The organism is Pseudodesulfovibrio pelocollis (genome assembly GCF_030282845.1).
Taxonomy (GTDB): domain Bacteria; phylum Desulfobacterota; class Desulfovibrionia; order Desulfovibrionales; family Desulfovibrionaceae; genus Pseudodesulfovibrio; species Pseudodesulfovibrio pelocollis.
In genome coordinates, this window is the sequence record NZ_JASTWE010000044.1 from 1 (window position 1) to 26,126 (window position 26,126).

21 protein-coding genes are annotated in these 26,126 nt (G+C 62.7%); all 21 read right to left on the reverse strand.

The window, feature by feature from the left end; all coding sequences use genetic code 11:
• Positions 1-112: 112 nt before the first annotated feature.
• Complete coding sequence (locus tag QQS14_RS13525; protein WP_285907539.1) at positions 113-1,180, reverse strand: tyrosine-type recombinase/integrase; 1,068 nt, start codon at positions 1,178-1,180, stop codon at positions 113-115.
• 639 nt (positions 1,181-1,819) lie between these two features.
• The gene (locus QQS14_RS13530; RefSeq protein WP_285907540.1) at positions 1,820-2,776 is read right to left on the reverse strand and encodes an integrase domain-containing protein; all 957 of its coding nucleotides are present in this window, start codon (positions 2,774-2,776) and stop codon (positions 1,820-1,822) included.
• A 734-nt stretch (positions 2,777-3,510) separates the two neighbouring features.
• Positions 3,511-4,635, reverse strand: coding sequence for a DVU_1551 family NTP transferase (locus tag QQS14_RS13535; RefSeq protein WP_285907541.1), 1,125 nt, complete (start codon positions 4,633-4,635; stop codon positions 3,511-3,513).
• The gene (locus tag QQS14_RS13540; RefSeq protein WP_285907542.1) at positions 4,632-5,618 is read right to left on the reverse strand and encodes an XdhC family protein; all 987 of its coding nucleotides are present in this window, start codon (positions 5,616-5,618) and stop codon (positions 4,632-4,634) included. Before QQS14_RS13540 ends, QQS14_RS13535 begins: the two co-directional genes overlap by 4 nt.
• Positions 5,615-6,919 carry a DVU_1553 family AMP-dependent CoA ligase gene (locus tag QQS14_RS13545; RefSeq protein ID WP_285907543.1) on the reverse strand — a complete coding sequence of 435 codons (1,305 nt, stop codon included), beginning with the start codon at positions 6,917-6,919 and terminating at the stop codon, positions 5,615-5,617. Before QQS14_RS13545 ends, QQS14_RS13540 begins: the two co-directional genes overlap by 4 nt.
• The gene (gene trsS / locus QQS14_RS13550; RefSeq protein ID WP_285907544.1) at positions 6,900-8,276 is read right to left on the reverse strand and encodes a radical SAM (seleno)protein TrsS; all 1,377 of its coding nucleotides are present in this window, start codon (positions 8,274-8,276) and stop codon (positions 6,900-6,902) included. Before trsS ends, QQS14_RS13545 begins: the two co-directional genes overlap by 20 nt.
• Positions 8,273-8,728, reverse strand: coding sequence for a DVU_1555 family C-GCAxxG-C-C protein (locus tag QQS14_RS13555; protein ID WP_285907545.1), 456 nt, complete (start codon positions 8,726-8,728; stop codon positions 8,273-8,275). The genes trsS and QQS14_RS13555 overlap by 4 nt, the downstream gene beginning before the upstream one ends.
• Entirely contained in the window at positions 8,718-9,344 is a 627-nt protein-coding gene (trsM, locus tag QQS14_RS13560) for a DVU_1556 family methyltransferase (RefSeq protein WP_285907546.1), read from the reverse strand. The genes QQS14_RS13555 and trsM overlap by 11 nt, the downstream gene beginning before the upstream one ends.
• A 32-nt stretch (positions 9,345-9,376) precedes the next feature.
• Positions 9,377-9,592 (reverse strand): DVU_1557 family redox protein, encoded by a 216-nt coding sequence (locus QQS14_RS13565; RefSeq protein WP_285907547.1) that lies wholly within the window; start codon positions 9,590-9,592, stop codon positions 9,377-9,379.
• Complete coding sequence (locus QQS14_RS13570) at positions 9,589-11,847, reverse strand: pyridine nucleotide-disulfide oxidoreductase/dicluster-binding protein (RefSeq protein ID WP_285907548.1); 2,259 nt, start codon at positions 11,845-11,847, stop codon at positions 9,589-9,591. The genes QQS14_RS13565 and QQS14_RS13570 overlap by 4 nt, the downstream gene beginning before the upstream one ends.
• A 73-nt stretch (positions 11,848-11,920) precedes the next feature.
• On the reverse strand, positions 11,921-14,638 hold the full coding sequence (locus QQS14_RS13575) for a molybdopterin-dependent aldehyde oxidoreductase (RefSeq protein WP_285907549.1): 2,718 nt from the start codon (positions 14,636-14,638) through the stop codon (positions 11,921-11,923).
• Between the two features lie 67 nt (positions 14,639-14,705).
• Positions 14,706-15,722 (reverse strand): molybdopterin-binding protein, encoded by a 1,017-nt coding sequence (locus QQS14_RS13580; protein ID WP_285907550.1) that lies wholly within the window; start codon positions 15,720-15,722, stop codon positions 14,706-14,708.
• Between the two features lie 298 nt (positions 15,723-16,020).
• Positions 16,021-16,815 carry a formate dehydrogenase accessory sulfurtransferase FdhD gene (locus QQS14_RS13585; protein WP_285907551.1) on the reverse strand — a complete coding sequence of 265 codons (795 nt, stop codon included), beginning with the start codon at positions 16,813-16,815 and terminating at the stop codon, positions 16,021-16,023.
• A gap of 14 nt (positions 16,816-16,829) precedes the next feature.
• Positions 16,830-17,744: a formate dehydrogenase accessory protein FdhE gene (locus QQS14_RS13590; RefSeq protein WP_285907552.1), complete on the reverse strand. Its 915-nt coding sequence runs from the start codon at positions 17,742-17,744 to the stop codon at positions 16,830-16,832.
• A gap of 75 nt (positions 17,745-17,819) precedes the next feature.
• Entirely contained in the window at positions 17,820-18,551 is a 732-nt protein-coding gene (locus QQS14_RS13595; protein WP_285907553.1) for a 4Fe-4S dicluster domain-containing protein, read from the reverse strand.
• Positions 18,552-18,603: 52 nt separating this feature from the next.
• A complete protein-coding gene (gene fdnG / locus QQS14_RS13600) occupies positions 18,604-21,645 on the reverse strand; it encodes a formate dehydrogenase-N subunit alpha (RefSeq protein WP_285907554.1) in 3,042 nt (1,013 codons plus the stop codon).
• A gap of 149 nt (positions 21,646-21,794) precedes the next feature.
• Positions 21,795-22,181 (reverse strand): winged helix-turn-helix domain-containing protein, encoded by a 387-nt coding sequence (locus tag QQS14_RS13605; protein ID WP_285907555.1) that lies wholly within the window; start codon positions 22,179-22,181, stop codon positions 21,795-21,797.
• A 3-nt stretch (positions 22,182-22,184) separates the two neighbouring features.
• The gene (locus QQS14_RS13610; protein ID WP_285907556.1) at positions 22,185-23,843 is read right to left on the reverse strand and encodes an FmdE family protein; all 1,659 of its coding nucleotides are present in this window, start codon (positions 23,841-23,843) and stop codon (positions 22,185-22,187) included.
• 272 nt (positions 23,844-24,115) lie between these two features.
• Positions 24,116-24,841 carry a Rossmann-like domain-containing protein gene (locus QQS14_RS13615; RefSeq protein WP_285907557.1) on the reverse strand — a complete coding sequence of 242 codons (726 nt, stop codon included), beginning with the start codon at positions 24,839-24,841 and terminating at the stop codon, positions 24,116-24,118.
• Between the two features lie 8 nt (positions 24,842-24,849).
• Entirely contained in the window at positions 24,850-25,518 is a 669-nt protein-coding gene (locus QQS14_RS13620; protein ID WP_285907558.1) for a molybdate ABC transporter permease subunit, read from the reverse strand.
• 5 nt (positions 25,519-25,523) lie between these two features.
• On the reverse strand, positions 25,524-26,126 hold a 603-nt coding region (modA, locus tag QQS14_RS13625; protein ID WP_285907559.1), incomplete at its 5' end, for a molybdate ABC transporter substrate-binding protein.

Genomic DNA, 26,126 nt, shown 5'->3' on the forward strand with positions numbered 1-26,126 from the left:
TAGCCGCCACCTTGTGTGGGACTATCGGCTCTTACCTTCTGTTTTTCAACGGGTTGCGGCCGCTTGGCCGCAGCCCGTTGTTGGTTGTGTGTGACTGCTGTGTGTGAATCTGTCAGGCAACCCGGCGGCTTTGGGCTTCATAGATTGCCATGGCGTCCCGTTCCACGTTCCGCAGCTTTTCCAGATAGATCTCTGTACTCCGTCTGTCGGCATGACCCAGCAGATGCTGGATGCCCGAGATGAGCGCGCCGTTGTTGTCCATCACCGAAGCACCCGATGCCCGGAAGCGATGGAACGAATAGTAGCCGACACCGGCCTTCCTGCACGCCGTCTTGAGCATGGTGTAGCGGCCCTTGGTGTAGGGCCCGTCCACCATCCGTTTCAGCTTGTGGCTGTAGCTGCGGCACCAGAACACCCATTCCTTTTCAGGGTCGCGCCTGGCATACAGCTCACTGAGCACCTCGTACAGCTTGTCGGTCATCGGCACCTGCCGGAGCACGGGCTTGCGGTCCTTGTTCTTGAAGGTCTTCAACTCCACGTACCTGTCCTCGAAGTTGACCCGCTTCCATTTCAACCGATGCACCTCGACGCTCCGAGCCATGGTCTCACGGATCACCCACAGATATGGCTGGTCTTCCGGTTTGGCCGCCGCGATGATCCGGTCCAGAGTTTGGGAATCCGGTGTCCGCCTCTTCTTCTCGGCCAAATGGCTTGGAAACGACTCCAGCCCGGCAAAGGGGTTGTCGGCGATGAACCGCTGTCCCCTTTTCATGGCCCAGGCGAATGTCGCCCGCAGGAGACACAGGTCGGCATTGGCCGCCAGGGGCGTCGACGACCTGGACCGGGACAGCAGGTAATCGTCAGCCATTCTGCTGGTAATGGTGCTGCACGGCACATCGCCGAAGTGCTTGAGCAACCGCTGGGCGGCGTAGCGGGTGTTCTTGTAATACTGGGTCGAAAACGAGCGCTCCTGCAATGTGTCAAGTCGCCTGTTGAGCATGTCAAGCAAGCCCATGTCGTTCCTTTCGGCCATCTTGTCTGCCTTCGCCACCTCCTTTTTTCTTTGCGCCTGCGCCGCCTGCGCTTCGCGTTTTGTCCGAAACCACGCCTTGGTATAGCGCTTGCCCTTCACCATGAAGTCGTACCGGAACCCTTTTCCGGCTTTGGAATAGATGGTCATAAATGTCCCTCCGGGAAGGGAAGAACCATGACCCACCGCGTTTGACGCCGCCCACTTCTTGGGCGTGGGCGTAGACCCAGTCCACGCTTTTGCCCAGATAGTCTGCGACATCCTTCACGGTGAGTATGCTCAGTTCCGCTTCGTTGTCAAAGCCCACAATTCTTCCCCGGTCTTGTCCTTAAATCTCCCGCCCTGTCCGCCGTGAGCCGACATGGATTGTCGTCCCACAGGCCAGTTTGACACTCCCGGAATATGAAAACGCAAGCTCTGCAAGGGGGAAAATTTCAGAAAGTGACATTTTTCCGGATGGCACTCGGACCTCCTCACTCTCGAGCACCATTTTTGGTGCAGGCAACGAGACCATCGGCCAGATGCCAGAGCGCTGCCTGATTGAATGAACGAGTCAATTCAAACCGCTGCGCTTCACGACCCCATCTGGAAAAATCGAAATTCGTTCCCAGGTAACGGGCCTCATTTGGCGATAGTCCTTCCCTCCAGTCGGCCCCAAGCCGACTGGAGGGAAGGACGGTTCCATGGAGGAGACACAGCGCCCGAGCGCTGTGTCTCCTCCGTGGAACCTCGCGCCCAAAACCTCGCGCCACATAAGAGGAAGCCCCACCGGAAATGGCGGGGCTTCTTTTAACGGGAATTACCAAGGTAGGCATCGGACACATCCCGCCTTCCTGCGGAATGTCCTGCGGTCACTTCGATTTCGTCACGGGCTTCAGCGTCGAGCCTGGGCCATTCGTCCCCTGCCGTGTCCTGTGCGGCCTTCTGGAAGGCTTCCACGGATTCGTGCTGGTTGGGCGGCTGAAAGCCCGTGTGCTCGACGTACATGTAGTGGAACCGTTCATGGCGGTTGCTGTGCAGGGTCCACCCGCTTTCCTTCTTGGTGAAGCCGCACAGTCTGGCCGCATAGGACAACTTTTCCTGCCACTTGTCGCCCATCCCGCTCGGCATGAGATTATGAATCCCCGGCCTGTCGGATTGGCTGACCCAAGGCAGCGCACGCTCCAGAGCATCCTGCTGCTTGTCGGACAGATTGAACAGCGTCCTGGGCCGTCCCCCCTTGGTCCCGTACCGGACAAGCAGGCTGCGGCCTTCCCTGTCCCAGTCCGCGACCAGATCGACTTTGGCCGATTCTTCGCGGCGCAACCCCAGTTCCCATTGCAAACGGATCTGAGCGGCGCACCGAGGGCCGTATTCATAACCATGCTCGTTTTCCAGCTTGTCGATTGCCCCCTGCACGAAACCGGGGGCAACCGCTTTGCTGTTGGTATTGGCTATGGTTCCACGGCGCACCCCGAACACGTCATTGGTCGGGCTGATGCTATCGTTGCCATAGGTCTCACACAGGGTACGGGCCGCCGAAAAGACTTCGGCAATGCGCCCGTCCCCTACGTTTTCGTCTTTCATCTGCGCGGCGACCGCTGCAAAATGTTTGTTAGAAATCTTGGACCATTTCTGAACACCAAAGCCCGCACGGCGAAGCCGCTTGGCAAAGGCTCGGGCATTCTGTCTGACCCGATGTTGTTTCGAGCGCGGACCGGACAATGTTGCCCTGTTCGCGCCCAGTACCAGACTGATGGATTTCATGTGAATCTCCTTCCTGAAGTTCGGGGCAGTGCCCCGGGACAAAGCAGGTCGGACTTTTCCCGTTCGCCGGGAAATGACCTGCCTATGGCGCGAACGCGCCACACAACAACCGACACGGGACAAATCAATGTCCGTTTCCCACAGAAGGAAAAATCCTGAGAATCCATTCAATAAAGGGTGCCACCACGCAGGCTCGTTCGTCCTGCGCATAAGCGGTGGCCGTGGGGGAATTGCGACAACGACAGATTTCTAGATACCTGTCGTTTGTCCGGCGGGGGTGCTGTGCTCCAGCCTGGTGTTTGGATGTGAAAGCGTGCCGTTTGGAAAAGAACGGCGAATAAGTGTTAGGTGTTACGGCACGTTAGCGCCACTTTAAGCGTTCATCAGTTTAGACTTCGTCAAAACTTATGAACGCGCCTTGGTTGCGTCATACCTCCTTCTCGTTACGAAATTATCCAACGGATATGCCCTACCATATGACGCCCCCAGATCAACGCGCAAGCTCCGGCGAAGGGATATTTGCTCCTCCCGCCGTTTTTCCGCGAGCGTGACGCAAGCAGCCGAGATAGCAAGGCCAGGCCCTTCGGGCGACCGGCTCTGGCCGGTCGGCCTTGCCATCTCGACTTTGCTAGCGTCGTCATCCACGCAGGCGACGGCGAGAGGGATGGCGGAGGCGGCTCCGGCTCAAGGGATTGACAGGATTATCCAGCGTGCGCAACGCTGCTTCGCGGGATTCAAGCCAGGGCTTTCCGGGCCACATCCTCAGCCGAAGCGCCCATATCGCGATCAAAGCGGGACAAGAGGCTTCTGGCCCTCTCCAGGCGGCCAAGGATGGCCTGCCCGGCTCCAGGCTCGTGGCGATGGGCGGCCAGTTTTTCGAGGTAACGCGCGTCCAGGGCGACCGGGGATTGGCAGCGCACGAGCTTGTCGGCCAGGAAGACCACTTCCTTTTCCGTGATGGGCTGGTCCAGGGGGAGCGTCAGGTCAAAGTGTTCGGCCACGATGTCGGCGGCGGCGTGGAACCCGTGTGTTCGCAACAGGTTCGCGCCCACGGTTTCGTGTCGCTTCGTGCCTTTGCCGATGTCGTGGGTGAGGGCGGCCCCCCGGACCAGGGCCGGATTGAGCGCCGCCACGCCGCTTCGGGCGTTGAGACGGGTGCACAGGGCTGCGGCCACCCTGGCCACGGCCCGGCAGTGGTCGGCGATGTGTTCCGGCAGATCGCGCATGGCCCAGAGCTGGCGGCACTCGCGCTCGTTGGGGTAGGCGGTGTCGAAGCGGGCCAGGGCGTGCTCGTAGTCCTCGGGGTGATCCAGGTCGAGGAGCGTGCCCGAATCGGCCACGTCCAGGTCCAGGGCGTCGGCCTCGTGGCGTTGCAGCACGCTGCGCAGGCCGCCAGAGCCGTCGTGATGCAGGATGTCGGGTAGCAGCTCCCGACCGATGACCGGCGGATGGCCGCGCTCTCCAAGGAACCTGGGATAGAGCACTGCCGGGGCGGTGCGGCGGTACTCGTCGGCCAGTCGGCTGATGGTCTCCGGCCTGATCAGGGGCATGTCCGCTGGCAAGAGAAAAAACGCGGACACCTCTGGGGGCAGTACGCCGATGCCTGTCAGCACCGAGGAGAACATACCCTGCTCGAAGTGATTATTGTGAATCGGCATCGCTCCGGCTTTGGTGGCCTCCGACGACACCTCATACGGATTTTTGCCCGTGACTACGATGACCCGATCGATATGGTTCTCCTGAAAAAGCGTGATGCAGTGCGACAGGACCGTGCCCCCGCCGAGAGGGAGCAGCGGCTTGCACCGGCCCATGCGCGAGGAGAGCCCGGCTGCCGGGATGATTGCGGCCAGCACGCTCATTTGCTCATCCCGGCACGCGCGCTGATAAGTTCCGCGCCGATGCTGACCGCGATCTCCTCGGGCGTGTGTGCGCCGATGGGCAACCCGATGGGGCAATGGCAGCGGTCCATGTCCTGCCGGGTGAATCCGTCCTCCAGCAGAGAGGCGTAAATCTTGTCGCGCTTGCTGCGGCTGCCGATCATGCCCACATATCCGGCAGGGGTGCGAAGCGTTTCGGCCAGCACGGTGCGGTCATGCAGGTGTCCCCGGGTGACGATGACCACGAAGTCGTTGCCGGAAACATTCAGGCCGTCGCAACAGCCCGCAAAGGTTGGCAGAACGACCACCTCGTCCGCCTCGGGGAAGCGTTCCCGGTTGGCGAAATCGGCCCGGTCGTCGAGGACCACGGTGCGGAACCCGGTCATGGCCCCGACCCGCGCCGTGAACAGGGACACATGCCCGGCCCCGAAGATGTAGAGGGACGACGGGGGGATGAAGGGTTCCACCAGGCGCATGATCCCGGCCTGCCGCTCAAAGGCGATGCTGTTTTTCGCAGGGGCGTCGAGGACCGCATGGTGCATGGTCCGCAGGGTGTCGGCCTCCTCCAGCCGGGTTTCCAGGGCCGTGCGGACGCCGCGCCGCATGCAGTTGTCCAGCCGCGCGTAGGCAATGGCGCACGAGCCGCCGGGCTCCACGGTCTCCAGCAGCACCGAGAGGCCGCCGCCGCAGATCATGTCCGATTCGGCGGCCAGGGAGCTGGTCAGGTTCACGAAGATGAGCCGGGCCGCGCCGTCGCCCGCCTGGAGCAGGGCGAGGCCGTCGCGGCAGGTCATTGCCTCGACCAAGCCGCCGCCCACGGTGCCGATGATGGAGCCGTTGGCCCGCACGATCATCTTGGCGCCCGACGAGCGCGGCGTTGACCCGGCGCTCTCCACAACGGTCGCCACCACCACGGTTTCGCCCCGGTTCAGGAGTTCGCACAGGGAGCGCACAAGGGCTTTCATTGGTCTTTTTCTCCGAGAATTTTCAGGCAACGCTTGCCCAGACCCGCGATGGCTGGCGCGCCGTTGCTTCGTGTTTCGATCTCCAGTCCGAGCGCGCCTGAAACGAGCCCCTGCACCACCGCCGGGAGATCGGCCAGGGCTGAAGCCACAGCTGCCGACAGGCCGCTGCCGCCGCAGGCCCCGATGCGCAACACGCCTTGCCCGAACCATGCCGCGAAATCGTCCAATCCCGGCAGTGCGTACAGGCATTCGCTCAACGCCCGCAACGTCAGGGTGCGCTCGCCGATGTTCACGCCGTCCGAGATCCTCCATACCAGCGGATCGAGACGGCGCAAAGGACTTGCGCAGGAGCAAGCTCCTCGAAGGATGCGGCCCATGTCTCCGGTCCGGTAGCGGATGAGGGGCATGCCGCGCTTGAGCGGCGTGGTCACGACCATCTCCCCGAATTCGCCGTCCGGCAGCACCTGGCCGGTGTCAGGGTCGACGATCTCCAGGTACACGTCGGTCTCGCGCAGGTGCAGGCCCGAGCCGGGGGCGCATTCGACTGCGCCGCCGAGGCCGGTTTCGATCATGCCCCAGTGGCGGAAGACGCGGCAGCCGAAAATGCGCGCGCAGTTGCGGGCCACGGTGTCGGGCACGGCGTCCCAGCACAGAAGGACGGATTCCACCCGCCCCTGCGGCAGGCCGCGCCGCTCCCAGGCGCGGGCAAGCATATTCAGGTGTGCCGGACAGCCCACCACGCAGTGCGCGCCCTCGTCAAGGCACTGGCCCAAAGCCGTTTCCACGTTTTCCATCACGCCGTGGGCCACGGTGCGCACGCCGATGCGGGCCAGCGCCGCGCCCAGCAATCGGCCCACACCGTCCGGCCGGTCTCCCGGCATGAGGACGAGCGTCGTCCTGCCCGGCACGACAATGTTGGCCATGCCCCAGGCAAAGTAGTCGACCGTGGCCTCCAGGTCGTCGGCGGTCTGGAACATCCGCTTGGCCGGGCCGGTGGTGCCGGAAGTCTGCACCGTCACCACCCGCGCGATCTCGTCCTGCGAGACGCACAGGAGCCGCTCCGGCGCATCGCGCAGATGGTCAGGACCGATCATGGGCAGGCGGGAGAAGTCGTCAAGGGTGGCGATGGCCTCAGGTTTCGCGTCGGCAAGATGGCGGGCATAGAAGGGACTGCCGGACCGGGCGTGGCTGATGATTTCGCGCAGCCGGTCAAGCTGCCACTCGCGCAACTCCTGCCGGGAAGGGACAACGGATTGCCCCATCCTGCGGGCCAGCCATTGGTCAAGGGGTTGCAGGGCCATGGCACTTTCCCCGGTACAGGGTGGTCCCGTCTTGTGACGTCAGGTTGTAGGCGCAAAAGGGAATGAGCCGTCCGTCGGGCGACACGGCGTGGATGCAGCATCCCTTGAGTCGCTCCAGGTCCAGGGTCCAGCAATCCTGAAAGGCCATGGCCGACACGGCCAGGGTGTGGGCGGCGGTCCGGGCGATGAAGCGGTCGAGATCATCGCCGGGACCGGCCATAGGCAGTTCCCGATCCGGCGAGGCCCATTGCCGCTTGACGAAAGCCTTGGCCTTGTCAGCTCCTTCTGATGCGGGGCGGGGGAGAGGCGGGCCGGGAGAGGCGCAGCACGCCTCTTTGGCCGAGAGTCTGGTCAGCCCGCCATCCGTGGTCACGAGGTAGTTGGCGTGAAAGGAGCAATGGGAATGCTCGCAGCCGGGTGCGAGAAAGTCCTGGACGCGCAATACGCCGTGGGTTTGGGCTTCGAGCAGACGCATGACCTCCGGCAGGGTGATGCGCGCCTCGTCGCCCGGAGTATGCGGAAACCGGCCGAAATAGCTGACCGGCTGAAAATGGACGCCGCGCACCGCCGGGGAGTTGGCCGAGGCGAAACGGATGATGGCCCCAAGGGCGTGATCGTTCACGCCGGGCACCACCGTGGGCACCAGGACCACGCCGATTCCGGATTGAGCCAGAGCCTTGACTGCCGCGAGTTTGCGCTCCAGCAGCGGCCTGCCCCGCAACGAGGCATAAACGGTATCGTCCAGGCCGTCGAATTGCAGGAACACGGAGTCCAGCCCGGCCTCGGCCAGGGTGGCGGCATAGCCCGGCTCGCTCCCTATGCGCACCCCGTTGGTGTTCAACTGGATGAAGGGAAACCCCTTGTTCCGGGCGAGCCGGATCAGCCCTGGCAGATCGTCGCGCATGGTGGGCTCGCCGCCGGAGAGCTGGATATTGCAGAATCCGGACGCCTCTGAGACGCGGTCGAGCAGGAAGCCGATATCCGTTGGCTTCGGGTCCGGCAGGGCCTGCGCGCCGGACGAGGCAAAGCAGACCGGGCAGCCGAGGTCACACCGCAGGGTCACATCGAGCACGGCGGTGCAGGTGTGTTGGCGGTGGGCGGCGCACAGGCCGCAATCCAGGGGGCAGCCCCTATTCACCGGGGTGGTCGGCTTCCTGGGCTGCGACGGAATCTTGGGTCTGGACCAGCCTGCGAGATCCGGCGGGCCTCGCCAGACCACGGTCCGAAAGGGGCCGTGGTCCTGGCACTCCTTGACCAGTAACGTTTCATGGCCCCCTGTTTCGCTGGTCACAGTCTCGTGCCGTGCCGGGATGGGGGCCAAACAGACCGGACAGACGCTTCTCGGTTCACGGGTCACGGCAGTTCGCGTCCCTGCGCCGGGTCCAGGCCGTTCTGGGAGAGTATCTCGCGCAGCCTGGTATGGGCGTCGGTCAGGAGTCCGCCGCAACGGGCCGCATCCGGCCGACCGCAGCTTCCGTCGAGGATGTCGCGGCAGGCCGTGCCGCCATACTCCGCCGTGGCCGTGGCGAACCAGTCGCGCATTTCCTCAAACATCAGGGGCAGGATGTCCCCGGCCTCCTCGTCGTCCGCGCCCTTGCCGCCGTGCAGGCCCAGCACGAGCATGGCCCCGGTGAGCACGCCGCAGGGGCCGGAACAATCGCCCAGTCCGTTGCACAGACCGGCGGCAGCGCGGACAAGTTCCGGGTTTTCGCGGTCCATTTCTCCAAGGGCGAGCAGCACCAGTATCTGGCTGCAACAATATCCCTTTCCGGCCAGTTCCAGCATTTTGAAGCCGGTGTCATCCAGCATTGGTCACCTCCGGTTTGCGGGCGATCATCAGAAAATAACCGAGACGTCCGCCGCAGGACCCTCCCCCACCGCTTTCCCCGGCAAAGGCCAGCTGTGCGGCCAGCTCCCGCAGCCGTGGGGAGTGATCCTCTACCAACAGGATGTCGAGGCCGCATTGCGCCACCAGCCGCCGGGTGTCCGACAGCGGCCCGGCGCGTCCGGCGCAGGAATCGGCTTCGGGCGTACCCGCGTCCTCGGCGCAAAGGTCGGACAGGACCAGAAACCCGCCCGGCCTCAGAACCCGGTGGGTATGACGCAGCGCCGAGCGCCGGTCGTCCAGCAGGGAAAAAACGCACTCGCAGAAAAGCGCATGGAACAGGTCGGCCCGAAACGGCAACCGGTCTCCCGCAGCCATGACCATCCCGGCCGTGTCCCCGGTCTGGGCAAGCTGGCTGGCCGACAACTCGACGCCATAGGTTCTGGCCCCGAACCGGGCGCGCAGCCGATGCATGGTGGCTCCCAGGCCGCACCCCACATCCAGCACGCGCCAGCCCGGCAACATGCCGATGAATTCGGCGGCACGGTCGGTGATCGAGAACCCGCCGGGGCGAAGCGTATTCCCGGCAACGGCGCGCATTGTGGGCCTTTCCCAGAGGGGAGCCTCGACCACTACTTGTCCTCCAGCAATTGCTCCACCTGATGCATTTTGCCCAAGGCCAGTTCTTCGGAGATGAACACCCTGTTACACTGTGGACAGGTCGGCAACTCCACGTTGAACAATGCATCCAGATATTCCAACTCCACGGGCCGCATAACCAGCGGTTCGTCGCAGGCTGCGCATCGCCATCCGGCTGCGTCGGCCTCGGGTACCCTGATAACGCTCATGACTGCCCTCCCCTGACTCGCATGCGGTGGCACCATGCCCGATGGACCATGAACCCGTCGTTCTGCGGCTCGTATTCCACCCAATAGGCTACAGTGGAAGGTCGCCATGAAGCGAGCAGGCGGTCCGTCTCGTCGTGGACGAACTGCGCCCCCGTCCTGGTCGCATGATACAGGACCTTTTGCACGTCGCTCCTCAGTATCCGCCGATTCTCCATGAGCCGCGCAGCTTCGTCGGTAAAGGCGACTTGCACGGCTTCATGGGGCTCGGCCTCGGCTTGGTCCGTGTTCCACAGCTCGCGCAGCAGCCGCTCGCAGAGCCGGGTGCGGTTCTCGCGCCGGTCGGAATATCCGGGAGCCGGGCGCGAACCGGGTTCGCCGTCGCCAGGATAGAGCAGGTCGTAAAGATGCAGAGCCCGCTTGCCCATCCGGGCAATTCTGTCCCGGCACATGACACAGTAGGTGACGAAATCTTTGGTAAGTTCGTCCGCCCGCCGTTGTGCCACGGCCTGGCCGAGTTCCGGGTTGGCTTCGGCCAGGAGCCCGCCGAAGCCGCAGCATTGGGCGAGTTCACCGTTCAATTCCGGTTCCACCGTGTCCACCCCCAGCCGGTCGAGCAGGGTGCGCACATCCTCGCGCAGCATCGTGTCGTGCCGGGCCGAGCAGGGGTCGCCCACGGTCAGCGTTCCGCCGTCGGCCCTCGCCCCCCCGGGCAGGCCCATGGCCCGAAGCGCCGACCAGTGGGAAACGATCTCCGCATCCGGCAGCCACTGGCGCAGGGTCTTGAGGCAGGTGGGACAGGCCGCGATGATCCGGGGCGAGCCGAGCTGCTCCCACTCGCCTTTCAGGATTGACAGGGACTGGTCCGCCAGGGACTGCCGTCCGGCCCAGTGCGCAGGAGCGCCGCAGCAGCGGAGCATCAGTCCCACCCGGCCGAGCCTGGCGCGCAGGTCGGCGTATGCCGCATGCACTCCGTCCGGATCAGACGCGGTCAACTGGCAGCCCGGAAAAAACAGGTAATCGCTGGAATCCTCGGCCGGAGCGTGCCGGGCAAGCGCACACGAATCGCCATTGGCAAAAGCCATGTCGCGCAGGGCGAACTCGTGGGTCGAAGGCGGCATCGTGCCCAGCTCGACCATGGACCGCCGGGCCTCAAGGCAGAGATCGGCCATGGAGAAGTCTTCGGGACACACGGCTTGGCACAGGCCGCAGAGCATGCACGAGTTGATCATGGTGTTGGCCTGGCGCGTGCCCATGACAATGGACGCGTTGTTGTATATGCGCCGGGCGTAAACCTTGGGATACTGCTTGTAATGCTTGAGATATTCGCAGACATTAACGCACTCCATGCATTCGCATTGCAGGCACCGCCGGGCCTCGTCGCGCGCATCGGCCTCGCTCCAGCCGCTTGACCCCTGAACAGGGGCAACCGGCTCAACCGTGGTCAGGCTGGTGAACAGGCGCGTTTGATACGGCCCTTCCAGCTCCCGGCCGGAGACCATGGAGACGCCCTGGGTGAACCGTTCGACGGAGTTTGCGGCGCGCCGCGCCGCAGCGGCCTGAAATTCCGGCGGGGCATTGTCGGCAGGACTGGCGAACAGTCCGGCCAGCCGCGTGCCCAGCGTCAGTTCGTCCGGCTCGCCGAGCATCCCGGCCTCGGACACGGTGTTGCCGTCGATGAACACGGCGTCCTTTTCTTCCAGCAATGATTCGATCAACGAACGCGAGAGCTGGACGCCCGTTTCGATGACGACCCCCATGGCGCGCAGGCTTGCGATTTCCCTGTCCAGCACACCGGCTGGCAGGACGGTGTCCGGCAGATCGCGCAGGCCGACCCCGACTGCGTCGCACAGGAGTGTCACGTCAAAGCCGCGGCGGGCCATCTCCCAGGCGGCGCACAGTCCGGTCATGCCGCCGCCCATGACGGCCACGGATTTGTTGCGCGAAGGAAGCGGCCTGGGCGGAGGCAGGTGGGTGGAATTGTCGGCGCAGAACCGTTCGAGCCGGCTGACGCCAACGGCCCCGCCAGCCTGCGCACGTATGCAGGCCGATTCGCACGTTCCGCCGCACATCCGGGCAAGCACTCCGGGCAGTGGCATGGTCCTGGCGAGCAGGGCCCATGCCTTGTCCCAGCGGCGTTGGGCCATGAGCGAGCAGAATTCACGCGCGTCCACGTGGATTGGGCAGGCGGCGGTGCACCAGGGGGTTTCCTCCTGAATGCACTTGTGCTCCCAGGCTCTCAGTTCGGCTTGTTCCATCTGCTCTCCGATTGGCCCTAATGACGGAGCGGCCCGTGCCGAAGCGCGGGCCGCTCCAGTTACGTGTCGTTTGTCAGCCCTTGAGGCCTGCGAGTATCTTCTCCGGCAGCGCGGGCAGCTTCTTGATGCGCACCCCGCAGGCGTTGTGGATGGCGTTGATGACCGCCGCATGGGGGCAGGTCAGGGGCAGCTCGCCCACGCCGGAAGCGCCGAACGGGCCTTCGGGCCGGGGGCTTTCCACATATTCCACAACCATGTCGTCCGGGATCTGTTTGATGTAGGGGAACCCGGCGCCCTTCATGGTGGCGTGCTTCTCGATGTCCTCGTAATCCTCGGACAGGGCCAGGCCGATGGCCTGAGCCAGACCGCCGTACATCTGGCCGTCCACGACCAGCCGGTTGTTGATCTTGCCGATGTCGGCCACGCAGGTCATCTTTTCGACAGTGGCCTTGCCTGTGGCGAGTTCCACAGCCATCTCGGCCATGAACACGCCGTACATGTATGAGGTAAAGGGGCTGCCCTGGCCGTTTTCGTTGCACTCCGTGGCCGGGGCGCTCCACTTGCCGTTGTAGCGGACAGCGATCTTCTCATCCACCATTTCCTGGTAGGTGCGGAAGGTGTTGTCGGCCTTTCGCATGCCGCCCATGAGCAGCTCGCAGGCGGCCTTGATGCCGCGGCCCACAACCACCTGGGAGCGGGAGCCGCCCGCCGGGCCGCCGTTGGGGCAGTGGCGGGTGTCGTTGAGCACCAGCTTGATCCGGTCCGGGGAGAGCCCCAGGGGACGCAGCGCTTCATGGGCCGTGCCGAGCACGCCCATGTCCGCACCCTGGCCGTGGTCGTGCCAGCAGGTCAGGATGGTCACCGAGCCATCGGGGTTGAGCTGGGCATCGACCTCTGCGGTGTCCGGGCCGTCGAGGCCGCAGCCGTAGACGCCAAGCGAGATGCCCACGCCGCGCTTGATCTCGGCCGTGGAATTTGCCTTGGCGCGTTGTTTGGCCTCCTTGTAGCGAGGCCGGAGGCTGTCCAGAATCTCGGGCAGGGAGTAGACTTCCGGGTCCTGACCCGTGGGCGTGGTGGAGCCCTTGCGGTAAACGTTCTTGTGGCGGAACTCCAGGGGGTCCATGCCTATCTTTTCGGCCAGCATGTCCACCAGCACCTCGGAAGCGAACTCCGACTGGGGCGAGCCGTAGCCCCGGAAAGCAGAGCCCCAGGCGTGGTTGGTGGCCACAGTGCGGCCGATGCCCCGGATATTGGGGATGTCGTAGCCCGCGCCGATGAACTGGGCGCCGCGCAGGGTCAGCAGGTCGCCGAACTCCGAGTAGGGACCGTGATCCACGGTCCAGTCGGTCTCCATGCCAAGCAGTTTGCCGTCCTTGTCGCAGGCCATGCGGACGTTCATGAAGAACGGCGAACGCTTTCCGGTGTATTGCTGCTGCTGTTTCCAGGTGTAGTTGAGGAAGACCGGCTTGCCGGTGGCCAGACAGGCCGCGCCCACCAGCGCCTCCATGGTCGGGGAGAACTTGTAGCCGAAGGTGCCGCCCGCGGGGTTCTGGACCATGACCAGTTTGTCGGGCTCCACGCCGAGACCCGGGGCGATCATGTACAGGTGCAGGTGCAGGCCGATGGATTTGGAGTGGATGCACAGCTTGCCCTCGTCGTCGAGGAAGGCGAACCCCACGTCCGGCTCAATGGGCATGTGCGGCTGGCGACCGACGTAGAAGTCATCCTCGATCACATGGGCTGCGCTGTCGAACACGGGAGCGGTCTCACCTCCCTTGGCAATGCGCTGCTCGAAGTAGACATTGGGGGTGCCGGGATGGATCTCGATGGCGTCGTCAGCCATGGCGGCGGGGGCGCTCATGTATTCGGGCAGGCGCTCCAGTTCCACCTTGACCTTGGCTGCGGCGGCCTTGGCGTTTTTTTCGGTGTCGGCGCAGACAATGGCAATGGCGTCGCCGTACTGAAAGACCTTCTCGTCACACAGGATGGGACGGTCCCAGCCGTCGCCCTTGTTGGTGGGGAAGGTGATCAGGCCGGTGATACGATTCTTTCCCTTGATGTCCTTGTGGGTGACCACCTTGACCACGCCGGGCATCTTCTCGGCCTCGGATGTGTCGATGGACAGGATTTTGGCATGGGAGACCTCGGCTTGGACCAGGGCGAGCTTGAGCGTGTCCTCGGGCATCCTGATGCCCAGGTCCGCACCGTAGTCAAGGGTGCCGGTGACCTTTGCCACGGCAGTGGGACGGGGATACTTGGTGCCCCAGATGCGACCGTCCTTGGGGATCTCGAAGGCAAGGGTGTCAATGGACTTTTCACCACGCATGACTGAGGCGGCGTCCATGACCGCATCCACCAACTGCTTGTACCCGGTGCAGCGGCAGGCGTTGCTGTATTTCTGGAACCAGTCGCGCACGTCCTCGCGGGTGGGTTTGGGGTTGGCCAGCAGCAGCGCGTAGGTGGAAACGATGAAGCCCGGAGTGCAGAACCCGCACTGCGCGCCGCCGTGGGCGATCCAGGCCATCTGAATGGGATGGAGGTTGCCCGGGGTGCCGATTCCCTCGGTGGTCAGGATGACCGCACCGTCACCGACCCGCCTCATTTTCATGGAGCAGGAGCGGATCAGCTTGCCGTCGACAATGACGCTGCAACTGCCGCACTGTCCGGTGCCGCAGCCGATCTTGACGCTGGTGAGTCCCAGATTCTGGCGCAGGACGTTGGCGAGCGATTCGTCCTGTTCGCAGACCACCTGCCTCGAAATGCCATTGACCATAAGAACCCGTTTGATCATGACTCATTTCCTCCTTGACGCAACACCAGTGCGCCATGCTTGCGTAATTGACGAGATCAACAGCCCCCTATTTGCCGAAGGGGCAGACGGGATAGCGACAAATGTCACAGGTTGCGCAAAAACCGCCGTGGCCCATGGCCACGATGTCCTCGCGGGTTATTTCCACACCCGCCAGGAGACGGGGGACCACAAGATCGAAGACGGACGCCCGATAGTACATGACGCATCCGGGAAGCCCGAGGATGGGAACGTGTCCAAGTTTTGCAGCCATGAACATCACGCCCGGGAAAGTGGGCGAGCCGTAGGTCACGACCCTGGCTCCGGTGGAGCGGATGGCCGTGGGGGTCTGGTCGTCGGGGTCCACGGACATGCCGCCCGTGACCACCACCATGTCGGCTCCCTCGGCGATGAAGGCCAGGATGGCGTCGCGGGTCATGTTCGGGTCGTCCGATGTCAGCTTTTGCCCCATGACGACAGAGCCAAGCTGCTCGAATTTCCTGCGGATGACCGGGCCGAACGCATCCTTGATGCGCCCGTGGAACACCTCGCTGCCTGTGGTGACCAGCCCGACGTGGTGGCGCTTGAAAGGAAGCACGCCGACGACATAGGGATACTCGGCACAGATCGCCTCCACCTGGCTGATCTTCCACTCGTCGATGACCAGCGGCACCACCCGCGTCCCGGCCACGGCACGAAGGCTGATTATCTGCTGGCCGTCGTGCATGGTGGCCAGGACGACTTCTTCGATGGAGTTGATACGGCGCAGGGCCTCCACGTTCACATGGAGCAGGCCGGGCGCGGCCTCGAAATTGACACGGCCCTCGCTGACCTCTGACAAGGTGATGCCAGGGCCGGCGGCGGCCAGGGCGATGCGCCGGGCCGCCTCGTCCTCATGGATCCGCCCTTCTTCGAGGGTGAGAACGTAGATGTGCTCTTTGCCGATCTCAAGCAGGGCCGGGATGTCGGCCTCGGCGATGACGTGTCCTTTTTTGAAGGCTGGACCCTTGGTCTCACCCGGAACAATGCGCGTCATGTCGTGGCACAGGACCATGCCCACGGCATCTTGAACTGTAACGGTTTTCATCGCAGGCAGGCTCCGTGGCGTTTACGAGGGAACAACCCTGTTCTGTCATGTTTTTTCAGGCTTACTCTGTGAACAAAAAAACAGGCTGCCACGCGTTGCGCGGCGCTCCGGACGACTATGCCTTTTCAGGCATAACGTATCCCTGCCTCAGCAATGCGTCAAGCACAGGGGATAGCTTTGTCCATATGTGATGGATATACTTGGCGGATTAAGATGAAATCGGCATGCGCGAGAGCGGTTGGAACTCCATGGCCCCCGAGTCGGCGATCTTGAAACGTCGCGGGCCGCAATGCCGTTTCTACTGCCGCGTACGCAGCCGCCAGCCATGGGCGTAGACCACCAGCGAGCTTTCGCGGATGCGCCCTATGAGCGTGATGTTGTTGTCTTCGGCGAACTGTATGCCGGAACTGGTGGCGGCAGAGAAACCGCACAGGATTGGAATGTTGGCGGTCGCGGTCTTGATGGTCAGTTCCAGGGCGAGGCGGGAGGAGAGCATGGCGATGGCCGCGTTCTCGAGAGAGCCTTCCAGGAGCGCTCTTCCTATGGCCTTGTCAAAGGCGTTGTGCCGCCCGACATCCTCTCCGTAGGAGAGCAACTCGCCGTTGGCCGAGATCAGGGCGGCGGCATGGGTGGCCCCGGTGTTTTTGAACAGCTTCTGGCGCTTTTCAAACATTTCCTTGAATTCGAACAGTTGCTCTGGAGCAAAGCGTAGCGGGCGAGGTGACGGATATATTCTGCGGATGACCTTCGGGGATTTGAGCACCACATCCGCAAGGGAGGCGTTGCGTGCGTTGATGGAGACATCAAGAATGTCTTCCGGGCCGCGGACCATGGAACGGGAGAAAAGGTGGCCAGCAATCAGGTGTAGGTCGTCCCCAGGCGTCCGGGCCAGGATCATCTCGGAGTGATCCTGGACGCGGATGCGGATGTCCTCCTCCACCGCGATCATGTCCTGGTCCGGCCGCAACGCTCCGGCGGCATACCGCTGCAATCGCCTCGGACAGACGAGCGCAGGTTGAGAAGGGCTGCCTGACGCCTGGGGCCGGGTTTTTTCCCCAACGCTGTTGAAGGCGCGCAGCAACATGGTGGCCATTCCTTTATCCCCTATCAATCAAAGCTGTTCCACAGTGTCAGCGTGATGGGTGTCAGCTTGTTCTTGCGCGCATGCATGTCCAGGTGGATGAGGCCGATCTGGGCCACATCCAGTTGCGGGGCCGGATCGCACTCGCGCATGTCTATGCTCAGACAATAGCTGCCGCATTTGTGGCACGCCTCGACGCGCTCGTGGTTGACGCCGTCCACGGTCATGATCTCGCGGGTCTCGCTGTCGTCGTTGCCGCAGACGGAGCACTCGTTGCGCTTGATCCGCCAGTCGTGGCCACACAGGGAGCAGTGGAGAAACTTCTTGCCTCCGCCGCTCACCAGATGGTCGAGGTCGTTGGGCTCCTTGAACGAGAGAAAGGCGATGGACGGAGCCGACCCGCAGACCGGGCAAAGGCTCTGGTTCCATGAATGGCTTGAAAGGGGGGTGCCCAGGCTGTCCGCAATGACGGTTAAGGCTGGAGAGAAAACGCTTTCTGAAACAAACAGCAGGACGCTGGCCGGGACCGCATCGAGCTGCGCGGAGGTGTTCTCGAAATGCTTCCAATTGCCTTCAATGCGCGCCTGGGCAAGCCCCAGGATGAGAGGCGGATCGACAAAGAGCGCGGCCAGGGCCTCGCCCGCTGCCTTGTCGAGACGGAGTATGGAGAACAGCCTCGGCAGCAAAGCCCTGGCAGATTCCTGGAACAGCGGCAGCCAGGTGGCGAGATCGACCCCGGCCAGGACAGGGGCGCCGGCCGCGAACTTCGAGCCGTCCACCGCGGGTGGGGGAGGGGCCATGGCGGCCAGCCTGTCGAGCAGATCCGCCTTGTACAGGAACATGGGGCCGAACCTGTCAGCCAGTTCCTGATATGCGGGCACCCGTTGTTTGATGGTTTCAAGGGTCGCCTCAACCGCTTTCTTTGCTGCTGCCGATGTCATGGATGCTCCGTATGGCTCCCGTGGGAGCCGGGCCGCCACAGCGACCCGGCTCCGCAGGGAGCGGTTGTCTGAATGCTAGACCTTTGCCATGGCCTTGAAGGGCCGGGCCAGCGTGGCGAGGAATTGCTTCTTCGTCATCGGGCCAAAGGCGGCCTGGGCCACGGTATGGGTGTGGTAGTTTTCCGGGTCGTCGATGAGCAGGAATATGACATTGACGTCTCCGGGATCGGCGAGCATGGCCTTGGGCCAAGTCTTCTTGACCGTGGCCAGCCTCGACTCGGCCAGCTTGAGCATGTCCGCGCGTTCGCCGAAGTTCATGGCCCCGGTCGGGCATACCTTGACGCAGGCGGGCAGCATGCCTTTTTGCACCCGGTCATTGCACATGGTGCATTTGGAGAGCAGGCCGGTCTTGGGGTCGCGCCGGGGGATGTCGTAGGGGCACGCCTCGCGCACCTGTTCGAACTCCTCCCCGGTGAAGACCGTGGTCTTGTCGGTGAAGAGCACCGCTCCGGTCTTCTCATCCTGGATGATGGTGCCCTCGTGATAGACATCACCCATCTCCTTGCAGGGTGGCACGTCGCAGTGGCGGCACTGGTCCGGGAAGAAGTTCCAGCGGATCACGCCGTTGTCGAGATGCTCGCTGAACCGGACGAGTTTGTAGTTGTTGGGGTTGAGGTCCGGCGGGTTCTGATGGCTCCCCCTCTGCCGGGTCTGGTTGGCGGGAAGCTCGTGCCATTCCTTGCACGCAATCTGGCAGCCGCGGCACGCGGTGCAGCGGGATGTGTCAATCAAAAACGTCTTTGGCATGACGATCTCCTTTGGGTCACCGGGCGGCGCGGGGCCGCCCGGTGCGGTCATGTTAGGTTGCAAGCTCGGTGAGCTTGTCGGCCTTGCGGATGTTCACGCAGCACGCCTTGAATTCCGGGATGGTGGTGTTTGGGTCGCCCACCCAGGACGTGAGCCTGTTGGTGGAGTCGCCTGTTCCCGGAGTCGTCCAGCCGAAGCAGAACGGCATGCCGATTTCATGAATGATCCGACCGTGTACCTTGAGGGGGCGCATGCGGATGGTGACCATGGCTATGGCCTCCACGCGTCCGCGAATGCTCTCGACGATCACGCCGTCGCCGTTTTTGATACCCTTTTCCTGCGCCAGTTCCGGGCTCATCTCCACATAGAGCTGCGGCTCGGCCTCGAGCAGGTTGGGGATGTTTCTGGTCTCGCCGCCGCCGCACCAGTGCTCCGTCACGTTGTAGGTGGTCAGCACGATGGGGTAGTTCGGGTCAGCGGGCTTGGCCAGCTTGTCCATGTCGCTCGACATGAACTTGTAGACCGGGCTGCTGAGCTGTTTGGAGAACATGTTGCTGTTCACCGGCGTCTCGACAGGCTCGTAGTGTTCGGAGAACGGACCGTCCATGCGGCCAGGACCGTACAGCTGGCCGGTGCCGTGCACGGTCATGATGAAGGGCAGCTTGCCCTTGCCGGTGGCCAGGGGCGGCCAGCCGCCGTCGGGCACGTCGCCCACCCACTTGCCGTCCTTCCACTCGATGACGGCCTTGGCCGGGTTGTACGGCTTGCCGTTCAGGTCCACCGAGGCGCGGTTGTAGAGCACCCGGCGGTTGACCGGCCAGCACCACGCCCAGTTGGGGTACAGGCCGATGGCTTTCTGCATATCGGTCTGGGCGGTGTCGCGCCGTTTGGCCTTGTTGCCGTCCTCTTCGGTGAAGCTGCCCGTATAGAGCCAATTCAGGCTCGAGGTCGAGCCGTCGGCCTGCAGGGCTGCGAAGGAGGGCACGAGCTGCCCCTTCTTGTAGAGCTTGTCGCCCACCTTGGTATCCCTGGTGAAGCGGCCGTTGATCCGGGCGCACAACTCGTCGGAATCGTACTTGTCCGGGTAGTCGAGCTTGAGCACGGCCTCGGGGAGCGTGCCGCCCTCCTTGGCATACAGGGCCTTGAGACGCTGCATGAAGCCCACGAACATGTCGCCAAAGGGCTTGGCCTCGAATGCCGGCGGCACCACCTGGTAGTGCCAGAGCAGCCAGCGGCCCGAGTTGGTGACCGATCCTTCCTTCTCCAGCCGGTGGGCCGAAGGGAGCAGGAATACCTCGGTCTTGACCTTCTTGGGATCAACGCCGGGCCGGTGCCAGTTGTCCGTGGTCTCGGAGTGGTGCAGTTCAGAGGCCACCAGCCAGTCCAGGTTGTCCAGCGCCTTGCGCACCTTGTTGGTGTTGGGGATGCTGTTCATTGGGTTGAGGCCGATGATGATGCCGCCGCGAATCTTGTTCCTGTACATGCGATCAAAAAGATACATGTAGGAGTAGTCCTCGCCCTTCTCGACCTTGGGAAGCAGCTCGTAGCAGAATCCGTTTTCCTGGGTGGCGCTGTCGCCATACCACGCCTTGAGCAGACTGGTGAAGTACTTGGGCTTGTTCTGCCACCAGTTGGCCGACATCGGGTCCCTACTCACCGGGGTGTTGGCCTTGTTGTAGTCGTCGTATGTCTGCCAACCGTTGTGGGGCATGGCCATGTAGCCGGGGATGATGTGATAGAGCAGGGCGTGGTCCGTGGATCCCTGCACGTTGGGCTCGCCGCGCAGGGCGTTGATGCCGCCGCCCGCCACGCCGATGTTGCCCAGCAGGAGCTGTATGATGCCTGCGGAGCGGATGTTCTGCACGCCCACGGTGTGCTGGGTCCAGCCCAGGGCATACATGACGGTGCCGGCCTTGTCGGGCTTGCCCGTGGCCGCATAGGTCTTGTAGACCTTGAGCAGGTTCTCGGCGCTCACTCCGGTGGTGGAGGATACGGCGTCGATGCCGTAGCGCGAGTAGTGCTTTTTCATGAGCTGGAAGACGCAGCGCGGATTCTTGAGGGTCTTGTCCCTCTTGGGCACGCCGTTTTCGTCCATCTCAAAGCCCCACTTGCTCTTGTCGTAGGACCGGGTCTTGGCGTCATAGCCCGTGAACAGGCCGTCGCTGAAGCCGAAGTCCTTGCCCACGATGAGCGAGGCGTTGGTGTACTCGACCACGTACTCCTTGAAATAGGCGTCGTTTTCGAGAATGTACTTGATCATGCCCCCGAGGAAGGCGATGTCCGTGCCGGACCGAAGGGGGACGTGGAAATCCGACCTGGCCGAGGTGCGCGAGAACTTCGGGTCCACATGCATGACAGTGGCGCCCTTGTCCTTGGCTTCCAGCACCCATTTGAAGGAGATCGGATGATGTTCGGCAGCATTGCTGCCCATTATGAGGATTGAATCGGCATTCTTGATGTCGATCCAGTGGTTGGTCATCGCACCGCGTCCGAACGACTCTCCCAGAGCCGCAACTGTGGCGCTGTGTCAGATACGCGCCTGGTGGTCCATGTGGACGACACCCAGGCCGCGCATCGCCTGATGGGCGATGGCACATTCCTCGTTGCCCGCGTGGGAGGTGCCCAGCAGGAACATGGATTCGAGTCGGTTGACGGTGTCACCCTTGGCGTTCTTGAGGATTAGATCCTTGTCGCGGGTGTCCTTGATGCGGCGGGCGATGCGGTCAAGCATCCAGTCCCAGCTCTTCTCTTCCCACTTGTCGCTGTAGGGCGCGCGGTACAGGGGCTTTTGCAGCCGATGATGGCTGGTGGTCATGGTCAGCATGGCCGCGCCCTTGGCGCACAACGATCCCTCGTTGATGGGATAGTCGGGATCGCCCTCTGTGCTCACGAGCTTGCCTTCCTTGACATACCCGATGATGTGGCAACTCACGGAACAGAACGGACAGACTGTCACCACCTCTTTGGCGCCGGAGATCTTGAGATCCCCTGCGTAGGCCCTGACCGGAGTCAGACTGACTCCGAGTTGCCCGAGGGTGAGACACGCCGCTCCCGAGCCTGCGAGCTTCATGAAGCTTCGGCGGTCGATTTTCATACCTGTGGCCTCCTTGGTCTATGCCGTGCCGCTCAGCGCCCGGCAGTGTTGCATCTCGAACAGACGATGTTTGAGCACTGCCAATCTAGCACAAAATACAGTTATTTCAACATGTTATATTTAGCATAACGCATGGATACAGAGACAGATCATTCGTATTTTTCAAGAGAAAAAGGAAGTAATTCCCGGCTCTTGCTGAGAGCATAGCGCTCGACCTCGCAATACCATTCGTCAAAGCTCTTTGCGATGCCGCTGCCAAAGGGTGTGAGGTGGTATCCGGCGCGCCGGCTGTCGGCCCGCTCGATGAGCTTTTTGCCGATCAGTTCCTCGGTGGTCTTGATCTTGCCCCAGGCTCCCCGGTAGGACATGCCAAGGGCCTCTGCCGCCGCCTTGAGCGAGCCGCACTGCTCCACCTGGCGGAGCAGCTGCAGGCGTCCAAGACCGAAGAGTACCCCTTCCTCGGTTTCAAACCAGAGGTGCATGCGCATGGTCGGGCCAAGGGGCTGAACGGGACTGTTCTTTTCGGGAGTCTGCATGGCTTACCTTCCGAATGGGCACTTGGGGAAGGTGCAGGATGTGCACTCCATGCACATTCCGCCATTGCCCAGTTTGGCGATGTCGGACCGGGTTATGGGCATGTCCGCCAGGAGGCGGGGCAGCAACAGGTCCAGGCTGGTGGTCTTGTGGAATAATGCGCAGGCGGGCACGCCAAGCACCCTGGCCCGGCCTATGCGGCCGACCAGCGTCATGGCGCCCGGCAGAATCGGCATGCCGTGCAGGGTGTCGGTGAGCCCGGCTTCGACAAGCCCCTGCCGGGTTACATCATCGGGATCGACCGAGAGTCCGGCCGTGGTGATGATCAGGTCGCAGTCCAATGCCTCAAGCGCTCTGGCGGCAGCGGCAATCTCCCCGGCATGGTCCGGCCTGACACGCGTCTGGGTAATCACTCCGCCAAAATGAGCGATCTTGGCCTCGATCACTTCGGCAAACCGGTCCTCCACCAGCCCCTTGAAGACCTCGTTGCCTGTGATGAGCAGGCCGACCTTGGCCTTGCGCAACGGCGCGACCGAGAAGAGGGGACCCGAGCCGAGGATGGCAAGCGCCTTGTGGAACGTGCCGGTGTCCAGAAACAGCGGGATAGCCCTGGTGGCGGCCACCCGGTGCCCCTCGCGGATCAGGCTGTACCCATGCCGGCAGGCTGCCATCACCCCGGACAGGGAGTTGAATGTTTCCAGCATCGGTTCGTTGACCACGATCATGCCATCGCGGCATGCCACCAGATTCACGCGGCCTTCGCGGGGCGCACCCTCCGCCGCCACGCCGTCGCCACACATGATCCGCGCGAACGCGCCGGCCGCGTCGTCCTCGTGGATGAAGCCCTCGGGCGCTTCCTGGTCCACATAGACATTGAAGCGGCCCATCTGCTGCAAGCGACAGACATCGCCCGCCGTGACCACGTGGCCGCGGGAAAACTCGACGCCCTTGGACTTGCCGGGGACGATGCGCGTCATGTCGTGCAACACGCGCTTTCCGATGCTCTGGTCCACCGGAGTCGAGGGAATGGGTGCCTCCACAGGGACCGCCATCTCGGCTGCTTTTCTGTCCATATATGGAGAATCGCCGCCGCAGCCCCGGCATATGGCACCATGAAAGGAAGGATAGGCGTCGCCACAGATTGGACAGAGGGCAATGGCCCCCTTGCTCCGCTTGTGGACCACCTCGGGCTTGACCTGCACGGATTCCACCGTGAGCATGTCCGGACCATGCTCGCGAATCTCGCGGCGCAGCGCGTCAGAATCCTGCTCGCCCTTGGGCCGGGTCTTCATCAGCCAGCAGGCGGTGTGCGGAAATTCGGCCAGCCTGGCCGGGTCGAGCCTGACCCGGACCCCTTCCCCGGTGCGCTTGTCGAACAGGGACAGGGCATACACACCCGTGTTCCTGATGCGCAGCCACCCGTTGCCGATGGTACATGGCGTCAACAGTTGCACCGCATCAGGCAGGCACCACGAGGTCTCGCTCACCGCATCGTAGAGCACATCCTCGGGCATGTGCCGCTTGGCCTCCTCCACCATGTAGCCGCCCAGCAGCAGCCCCGGGGCCGGGTAGTTGTGAAACCAGGTGGCCAGATCCACGAACTCTTCAAACGAAAAACGCTCTCGGGATGCCGGGGATACACGCTGCATGACTTCGCTGTGCATGATTCACTCCGCAGAAGTTTATTATGCCTGTTATGGCATAATGAACACCTATGGAGAATCGTCACGACGCACAACAGAGCCGAACTTGATCAAGGTTTGACACTAAAAAAGCTGTTTGTTCTTTCGGTACAATGCCTTACTAGCGCACACCATGGGGCTGGCAAAATCGACTGCGGGAGCAGTCCCCTCTGGGCTACCCCTGCATCGCTGCCCCTTGGAGCCTCCATCCCATAATTCATGAGCATTGAGACTGCGCCAGTCGGATCAAGCCTTCATCGGCTCTGCGGGCAGAATCGATCCCACCGCATGAGGTTGGCCGCTCCGGCAATTGTGGTTCCGTAAAAGAGCACGGGTTTGTCGATGAGAAAGTGATCGATGGAGTCGTTGGCAAGCGTGGAACCGGTCACCACCAGCAGCTCGGCCCAATGCAGGACGTCTGCGGCGGATTCCGGGCCTTCCACCAGCACCCCGCGCTTGATCTGCCCGATGTTTTCTGGGTCAAGATCAAGGAGACGGACTGCCATTTCCCGGCTGAGGCTTTCGGCCATGGCCGGTTGAAATCCGATGATGACAACGCGCACCGCGCCATACGTCTGGCGAATGAAGCCGGGCATGGCCTGCGCGCAGTCCCTTGGCCCGCAATCCTTGCAATGGATGGTTCCCCACGTTTTACCCAGGGCATTCATGACGGCATTGAGGCTTGCGACAAAGATCGCCCGGTTGAAATTGGTAACCAGAGGCAAAACTGCGATCTCGCCAAGTGAGCCGCTGAAATCTCCGTAATGATCGGTGAAGGCCTGACCACGAAACCCGCGAAAGGTGGCCTCCATCAGTTTTTCCTTGCCCTTCTGGATGGGAAGATCCCCCATGCCCGGCTCTCCGATGGCCTGCTGCACGGTCAGGGGGCCGGCATTGACGCATACATGCTCTTCCATGAGCCCAGTCTTGTCCCACAGGCGCACAGCCTTGTCCCTGACAATTTCCAGCATCGATTTCATGAGTGCTCCTATACGGCGGAAATCCGCTTCAGTACGAGATAGATTGCCAGTGAAAACATGCCGATTAAGCATGAAAGGACAAGAGCCCGATCAAATTCGCCGCTGAACACTGCGTTGTATATTTCGAGCGAAAGCGTGTTGGTCCTGCCTATTATGTTGCCGCCGAGCATCAGGGTGATGCCGACCTCTCCCAGGGATCGCCCGAGGGCGAGAAACCAGCCGGAGATGACGCTGCGCCGGATGTTGGGCAGGAGAACCAGCCAGAAGGTCTGCCACTCGGTCTTGCCGAGCACCCGTGAGACCTCGGCCAGCTGCACAGCGCCGCCCCGCAGGGCAGCCTCCACGGGCTTGACCATCAGGGGCAGGCCGGCCACGAAGGACGCGATGACCAGCCCCGAAAAACTGAACACGAGGCTGTCCGTAATGTACACGCCCACAGGGCCGTTGCGCCCGAGCAGGAGCAGCAGCGCAAACCCCGTGGCAATGGGCGGAAAGACCAGCGGCAGCGTCACCAGGAAATCCACGAGGGATCGCAGCCAGGTCTTTCTGCCCGTCAGGTAGTACCCCAGCAGAACCCCTACTGCCAGATGCAGCGCGCCAGCCACGGCCAGAACCCGGACCGTGAGCCACACAGGGCCGAGGGTCTGCGCTTCGGTCAGGGTTTGCAGCAGGGGCATGGCGTCTAGAGTCCATGCCTGGTGATGATGGCTTTGGCTTCAGGGGTGCGAAGGTAGGCGATGAAATCCTGCGCGGCTTCCCTGTTGGCTCCGTCCCGGAGCGTGGCTGCAATGATACGGATGGGTGAGTATGCGGATTCGTCAATGTGTACATACCCGCCCAGCTTGTCTGCCACGTCCAGCACATAGGAGAGATTGAGAAATCCCATATCGACTTCGTTGGTGACAAGATACGAGAACACTTGAGGAACAGTGGCCACCTCAAGCAGGCGGGGCGTGATCGCGGGAGTTCTTGTGGAGTGTTCAAGGAATTGGCGTGCGGCCTTGCCGTAGATGGCCTTGGCGGGGTCCGGCATGGCGACGCGCAGGGCCGCAGGATCGTCCAGGGCCTCGACAGAGGAAAACCTGGAGTTCACGGGAAAGGCGAGCACCAGTTTTCCGCGCCCCAGTTCCTGCGATTCCAGGAAAACAAGCGGCGTGGATTTCAGAAAGGCCTCATCCCCCAGCACGAGATCAACCTGCCCGCTCTCCATGGCAAGGGCGCTGACCCGGCCCATGTTGCCGTAAATGAGGTCAAGCTGACGGCCTGTTTGCTCCGTGTAGGCAGC

What these genes read in the sequence shown, in the direction of transcription:
- QQS14_RS13555 (WP_285907545.1), bottom strand. Translation starts at nt 8,728, where the DNA reads ATGCTGGATGACACCGGCTTCAAAATGCTGGAACTGGCCGGAAAGGGA.
- QQS14_RS13610 (WP_285907556.1), bottom strand. Translation starts at nt 23,843, where the DNA reads ATGCACAGCGAAGTCATGCAGCGTGTATCCCCGGCATCCCGAGAGCGT.
- QQS14_RS13545 (WP_285907543.1), bottom strand. Translation starts at nt 6,919, where the DNA reads ATGGCCCTGCAACCCCTTGACCAATGGCTGGCCCGCAGGATGGGGCAA.
- QQS14_RS13590 (WP_285907552.1), bottom strand. Translation starts at nt 17,744, where the DNA reads ATGACATCGGCAGCAGCAAAGAAAGCGGTTGAGGCGACCCTTGAAACC.
- QQS14_RS13605 (WP_285907555.1), bottom strand. Translation starts at nt 22,181, where the DNA reads ATGCAGACTCCCGAAAAGAACAGTCCCGTTCAGCCCCTTGGCCCGACC.
- QQS14_RS13620 (WP_285907558.1), bottom strand. Translation starts at nt 25,518, where the DNA reads ATGCCCCTGCTGCAAACCCTGACCGAAGCGCAGACCCTCGGCCCTGTG.
- trsM (WP_285907546.1), bottom strand. Translation starts at nt 9,344, where the DNA reads ATGCGCGCCGTTGCCGGGAATACGCTTCGCCCCGGCGGGTTCTCGATC.
- QQS14_RS13540 (WP_285907542.1), bottom strand. Translation starts at nt 5,618, where the DNA reads ATGAAAGCCCTTGTGCGCTCCCTGTGCGAACTCCTGAACCGGGGCGAA.
- QQS14_RS13535 (WP_285907541.1), bottom strand. Translation starts at nt 4,635, where the DNA reads ATGAGCGTGCTGGCCGCAATCATCCCGGCAGCCGGGCTCTCCTCGCGC.
- QQS14_RS13530 (WP_285907540.1), bottom strand. Translation starts at nt 2,776, where the DNA reads ATGAAATCCATCAGTCTGGTACTGGGCGCGAACAGGGCAACATTGTCC.
- QQS14_RS13585 (WP_285907551.1), bottom strand. Translation starts at nt 16,815, where the DNA reads ATGGCCACCATGTTGCTGCGCGCCTTCAACAGCGTTGGGGAAAAAACC.
- QQS14_RS13615 (WP_285907557.1), bottom strand. Translation starts at nt 24,841, where the DNA reads ATGAAATCGATGCTGGAAATTGTCAGGGACAAGGCTGTGCGCCTGTGG.
- QQS14_RS13525 (WP_285907539.1), bottom strand. Translation starts at nt 1,180, where the DNA reads ATGACCATCTATTCCAAAGCCGGAAAAGGGTTCCGGTACGACTTCATG.
- QQS14_RS13570 (WP_285907548.1), bottom strand. Translation starts at nt 11,847, where the DNA reads ATGGAACAAGCCGAACTGAGAGCCTGGGAGCACAAGTGCATTCAGGAG.
- QQS14_RS13575 (WP_285907549.1), bottom strand. Translation starts at nt 14,638, where the DNA reads ATGATCAAACGGGTTCTTATGGTCAATGGCATTTCGAGGCAGGTGGTC.
- QQS14_RS13595 (WP_285907553.1), bottom strand. Translation starts at nt 18,551, where the DNA reads ATGCCAAAGACGTTTTTGATTGACACATCCCGCTGCACCGCGTGCCGC.
- QQS14_RS13565 (WP_285907547.1), bottom strand. Translation starts at nt 9,592, where the DNA reads ATGAGCGTTATCAGGGTACCCGAGGCCGACGCAGCCGGATGGCGATGC.
- QQS14_RS13580 (WP_285907550.1), bottom strand. Translation starts at nt 15,722, where the DNA reads ATGAAAACCGTTACAGTTCAAGATGCCGTGGGCATGGTCCTGTGCCAC.